5 protein-coding genes are annotated in these 4,045 nt (G+C 63.2%); 3 read left to right on the top strand and 2 right to left on the bottom strand.

Annotation, left to right across the window (positions count from 1 at the left end; genetic code table 11):
- Window positions 1–108: 108 nt before the first annotated feature.
- Both RGM2987_RS00410 and RGM2987_RS00405 read right to left on the bottom strand, forming a co-directional pair.
- Window positions 109–420: a c-type cytochrome gene (locus RGM2987_RS00410; RefSeq protein WP_245138143.1), complete on the bottom strand. Its 312-nt coding sequence runs from the start codon at window positions 418–420 to the stop codon at window positions 109–111.
- Between the two features lie 24 nt (window positions 421–444).
- Entirely contained in the window at window positions 445–2,124 is a 1,680-nt protein-coding gene (locus RGM2987_RS00405) for a cytochrome D1 domain-containing protein (protein WP_245138142.1), read from the bottom strand.
- Window positions 2,125–2,324: 200 nt separating this feature from the next.
- Between RGM2987_RS00405 and RGM2987_RS00400 the strand changes: the two genes are divergently transcribed.
- From RGM2987_RS00400 to RGM2987_RS00390, 3 genes are read left to right on the top strand one after another with little or no spacing between them, the layout of a single operon-like run.
- Window positions 2,325–3,128, top strand: coding sequence for a CbbQ/NirQ/NorQ/GpvN family protein (locus RGM2987_RS00400; protein ID WP_245138141.1), 804 nt, complete (start codon window positions 2,325–2,327; stop codon window positions 3,126–3,128).
- Entirely contained in the window at window positions 3,112–3,696 is a 585-nt protein-coding gene (locus RGM2987_RS00395; protein WP_245138140.1) for a cytochrome c oxidase subunit 3, read from the top strand. Before RGM2987_RS00400 ends, RGM2987_RS00395 begins: the two co-directional genes overlap by 17 nt.
- Window positions 3,697–3,707: 11 nt before the next feature.
- Window positions 3,708–3,959, top strand: coding sequence for a cytochrome C oxidase subunit IV family protein (locus RGM2987_RS00390; protein WP_245138139.1), 252 nt, complete (start codon window positions 3,708–3,710; stop codon window positions 3,957–3,959).
- The last annotated feature ends 86 nt before the right edge of the window (window positions 3,960–4,045 follow it).

Genomic DNA, 4,045 nt, shown 5'->3' with positions numbered 1-4,045 from the left:
AGCAGCCCCTGGGTTTTGCCTGACATACCGAGTTGCAAGGTCTTTGTTGGGGCTGCTTCGCAGCCCAGCGGGAGCAAGCTCCCTCGCCACAGGGTTTTGTGTCTGGGCTTATTTGAGGCTCAACACCCACGCCGCCAATACCTTCGCTTCCTCTTCAGTCACCGGATTGGCCGGCATGGGCATCGGGCCCCAGTTGCCCTGCGTGCCTTCCTTGATGTGCTTGGCGAGCACTTGCTGGGCACCCGGAACGTTGGCGTTTTTCGCCGCGACATCCTTCAGGGCCGGGCCCACCACCTTGGCATCGATGGAATGGCAGGCGGCGCAGGGCTTGCTCTTGAACAGTGTCGGTCCGTCATCGGCCAGCGCCGGTTGCAGGGTCGATACCGCGGTCAAGGCCAGTGCGATCAGAATAGGCTTCATGGTTTTTCCTCTTATTGATGGGGCTCAATAGATGTCGTGTTGAGTGTTGTAGACGTTGAATTTCCCGGTAGGCGTGATCAGGCGCTTGTCCTTGATCACGTTCTTGACCTTCAGCGTCTTGTCGTCGATGACCACCAGGGCCGACTCGTCTTCCTGGCCGCTCCAGACCGAGAACCAGACCTCATCGCCGGCCTTGTTGTATTCGGGCTGCACCACGCGCAGGGCGCCTTTCTTGATGCCCGCGTATTCGGCAATCGGCAGCACGGTGTAGCCGGCGTCGAGCTTGTCGATGTTGAACACCGCGACCGACTGGCTGAGCTTGGCGTCGGGGCTCAGGGTGGTGTCGACATACAGGTGGCGTGACTGCGGATGGGTCTTGATGAACAGCGAACCGCCGCCCTGGCCCTGGAGCGAACCGACCTGCTTCCAGGCGTATTGCGGATGCTTGACCGGGTCGGTGCCGATCAGCGAGACGCCGGCATCGCCCAGGTGGCTGGTGGCCCAGACCGGTCCGTAGAGCGGATGATTGAAGTTGGCACCGCGCCCCGGATGCGGAGTCTTGCCGACGTCCACCAGGGCGGTGAGCTTGCGTTCCCTGGAGTCGATCACCGCGACCTTGTTGGAGTTGTTGGCAGCGGTCATGAAGTAGCGGTGACTGCTGTCCCAACCGCCGTCGTGAAGGAACGGCGCGGCGTCGATGTTGGTGATGGTGAGGTTCTTGATGTCCTGGTAATTGACCAGCATCACCTTGCCGGTTTCCTTGACGTTGACGATGAACTCCGGCCATTCATGGGATGCAATGATTGCCGCGACACGCGGCTCGGGGTGGTACTGCTGGGTGTCGACGGTCATGCCGCGGGTCGAGACGATCTGCTTCGGCTCCAGGGTCTCGCCGTCCATGATGGTGAACTGCGGCGGCCAGTACGAACCGGCGATGGTGTACTTGTCCTCGTAGCCCTTGAACTTGGAGGTTTCCACCGAGCGGGCCTCGATGCCAACCTTGATTTGCGCGACCTTGGTCGGCTCCTTTGGCCACAGGTCGATCATGTCGATCTTGGCGTCCCGACCGATCACCAGCAGGTAGCGCCCTGATGCAGAAATACGGGAAATGTGCACCGCGTAGCCGGTGTCGATCAGCTTGACGATCTGCTTGCTGTCGCCATCGATCAGGGCGATCTTGCCGTCGTCGCGCAGGGTTACCGAAAACAGGTTCTGCAGGTTCAACGAGTTGAGTTGTTTGCTTGGCCGGTCCTCGGGCTTGACCAGGACTTTCCAGGTCTTGAGGGTTTCGGCCATGCCCCATTCCGGTGGGGTGGGCGGGGTGTGTTGGATGAACTTGGCCATGACCGTGATCTGGTCCTTGGTCAAGGCGTTGGAGGTGCCCCAGTTCGGCATGCCGGCGGCCGAGCCATAGGTGATCAGCGCCTCCAGGTAGGCCTGGCCACGGGCCTGGGTAATGTCGGGGGTCAGCGGCTTGCCGGTGGCGCCCTTGCGCAGCACCCCGTGGCAACCGGCGCAACGCTGGAAATAGATTTCCTTGGCCGCGTCGAAATCGGCCTGGCTCAGGTCCGGGGCGCCTTCGGTCTTGACCAGGCGAGGTGGCTCCGGCGCTGTAGGTTGGTCGGCGAAGGCGTACGGCGCGGCCAGTGCCGCGCACAAAGCCGTGATCGTCAGCGCCGACGATTTTTTGTGGCTGATCAGCATTCCATTTCTCCTCAGGCGTGACCCGTGCCGCGCTGCAAAATTGACCTTCGGCGCGCAGCTTCTGGGTGCGCTGCAAGGCTATGCCCTGGCCGGTGGTCAGCCGCTTGACGGCGATCAAGTTTGCCGGTCGCCGCCCTTGCCAGGTTGTCGCAGGGCCCCGTAGCGTGGGGCGCAATCGATTAATCCGAGCAGGCCCTGCCATGAACGCTATCCACCCTCCGCAACAGCCGGACGCGCCTTTTTATCAAGCCCAGGACAACGAGCCGGCGCTGTTCGAACAGGCCTGGCGCCATGGCATGCCGGTGCTGATCAAGGGGCCGACCGGATGCGGCAAGACCCGTTTCGTCCAGCACATGGCCCATCGGTTGAAACTGCCGCTGTACACCGTCGCCTGTCACGATGACTTGAGCGCGGCTGACCTGGTGGGCCGGCATCTGATCGGCGCGCAAGGCACCTGGTGGCAGGACGGGCCCTTGACCCGCGCCGTGCGCGAGGGCGGCATCTGTTATCTGGACGAGGTGGTCGAAGCGCGCCAGGACACGGCGGTGGTGCTGCACCCGCTGGCCGATGATCGTCGGCAGTTGTACCTGGAACGCACCGGTGAAGTGCTCCAGGCGCCGCCGTCGTTCATGCTGGTGGTGTCTTACAACCCCGGTTACCAGAACCTGCTCAAGGGCATGAAGCCCAGCACCCGCCAGCGCTTCGTGGCGATGCGTTTTGATTATCCGGCAGTGGCCGATGAGGAACGCATCGTCGCCCGCGAGGCCAACGTCGATATAGTCCTGGCGGCCCAGGTAGTGCGGCTCGGCCAGGCGCTGCGCCGGCTCGATCAGCATGACCTGGAAGAGGTCGCTTCGACCCGGCTGCTGATTTTTGCCGCACGCATGATTGGCTCCGGCATGGACCCGCGCCAGGCCTGCCTTGCCTGCCTGGCCGAGCCATTGAGTGACGACCCGCAGACCGTTGCCGCGCTGATGGATGTGGTCGATGTCCACTTCGGCTGAGATCACCGCCCCGTCGCGGTGCCTGTCGGGTGACCTGGCGATGTGGTTTTTCATCCTCGCCGAGCTGTCGGTGTTCGCGCTGCTGATCCTGGCGTTCGCGCTCGCCCAGGCCAGGTATCCGCAACTGTTCAGCGAAGGCCGGCAACTGCTCGACCGCTCCACAGGCCTGGCGATGACCCTCAGCCTGCTGACGGCGGGGCTGTTCGCCGCGCTGGCCCTGGAACAGGTCCGGCAGGACCGGCCACGGCGCGGCGCGACGCTGTTGTGCGTCGCGTTGTTGCTCGCTTCGGGCTACGTGACGCTCAAGCTCAGCGAATACGACCATCTGCTGGGCGCCGGCCTGGGCATGGAGCGCGACACCTTCTTCACCTTGTACTGGATTCTCACGGCGTTCCATTTCCTGCATGTGCTGCTGGGCATGCTGATCCTTGGCTGGCTGGCCGAGGGCTGCCGGCGCCGCCGATACGATTCGCGGCGGTACAGCGGGTTGGAATCCGGGGTGTTGTACTGGCACATGGTAGACCTGGTCTGGGTGCTGCTGTTTCCCGTGGTCTACATACTCGATTGAGAGGACCAACCATGTCGGCGTCCCGTATCCTGATCGCCTGCTGGATGACCCTGGCGGCATTGAGCACCGCAACCGTGGCCCTGGGCCAGATCGCCGCCACCGGGCTGATCACCCTCGCCATCCTGGCGGTCGCCGTGACCAAGGCCTGGCTGATCGCCGACGGCTTCATGGAACTGCGCCATGCGCCGCGATCGTGGCGGTGGTTGGTGTTGAGCTGGGCGGTGGTGCTGGCGATTTTGATTGGGCTCTCGTTCGCGATCTGAATGCCAAACACAACCCCCCTGTGGGAGTAAGTTTGCTGTGGCGAGGGAGCTTGCTCCCGCTGGGCTGCGCAGCAGACCCATTTTTG

This window comes from Pseudomonas sp. RGM2987 (assembly GCF_022952855.1).
Taxonomy (GTDB): Bacteria; Pseudomonadota; Gammaproteobacteria; order Pseudomonadales; family Pseudomonadaceae; genus Aquipseudomonas.
This window is presented reverse-complemented; position numbering and strand designations above follow the sequence as displayed.

Excerpts from the sequence above, each read along its gene's own strand:
- RGM2987_RS00400 (WP_245138141.1), top strand. The coding sequence starts at position 2,325 with ATGAACGCTATCCACCCTCCGCAACAGCCGGACGCGCCTTTTTATCAA.
- RGM2987_RS00390 (WP_245138139.1), top strand. The coding sequence starts at position 3,708 with ATGTCGGCGTCCCGTATCCTGATCGCCTGCTGGATGACCCTGGCGGCA.
- RGM2987_RS00395 (WP_245138140.1), top strand. The coding sequence starts at position 3,112 with ATGTCCACTTCGGCTGAGATCACCGCCCCGTCGCGGTGCCTGTCGGGT.
- RGM2987_RS00405 (WP_245138142.1), bottom strand. The coding sequence starts at position 2,124 with ATGCTGATCAGCCACAAAAAATCGTCGGCGCTGACGATCACGGCTTTG.
- RGM2987_RS00410 (WP_245138143.1), bottom strand. The coding sequence starts at position 420 with ATGAAGCCTATTCTGATCGCACTGGCCTTGACCGCGGTATCGACCCTG.